Below are 427 nucleotides of genomic sequence, written 5' to 3'. Positions count from 1 at the left end.
CGCATCGGGCGGATCGGACTGCACACGGAGGAGGATGACCTGCCTCTGCTTGTGGACTGGCGCGCGAACGCGGCGCGGCCCTTCTACGAGGCGACACCGGTCCACCCGATGGACCTGCGGCGGCGCCGGCACCTGCGCCTCGAGGAGCGCACGGTCATCTCGGTGAGTGACGAACTGCTGGACGGGACCGCCCCGACCGACGAGGACGTCGTGGGAGACGGCCCGTTGACGGAGGCTCTGTCGGCACGGCGTACGGGCAGGATGCATGCGGCCGTCGCGACGCTGCAGTCCGAGCAGGACGAGATCGTCCGCTCCGCCCACCGCGGGGTGACCGTGGTGCAGGGCGGGCCCGGCACCGGCAAGACGGTGGTTGCCCTGCACCGGGCGGCCTACGTCCTGTACGCGTTCCCGCGCGCCGCGGAGGAGG

At 72.6% G+C, this 427-nt stretch carries 1 pseudogene; it reads left to right on the top strand.

Annotation, left to right across the window (positions count from 1 at the left end):
* Positions 1–427, top strand: a pseudogene (locus G3I56_RS42875) (ATP-dependent DNA helicase); the annotation flags it as partial.

The sequence above is a fragment of the Streptomyces sp. SID12488 genome (assembly GCF_010548275.1).
Taxonomy (GTDB): Bacteria; Actinomycetota; Actinomycetes; order Streptomycetales; family Streptomycetaceae; genus Streptomyces.
This window is presented reverse-complemented; position numbering and strand designations above follow the sequence as displayed.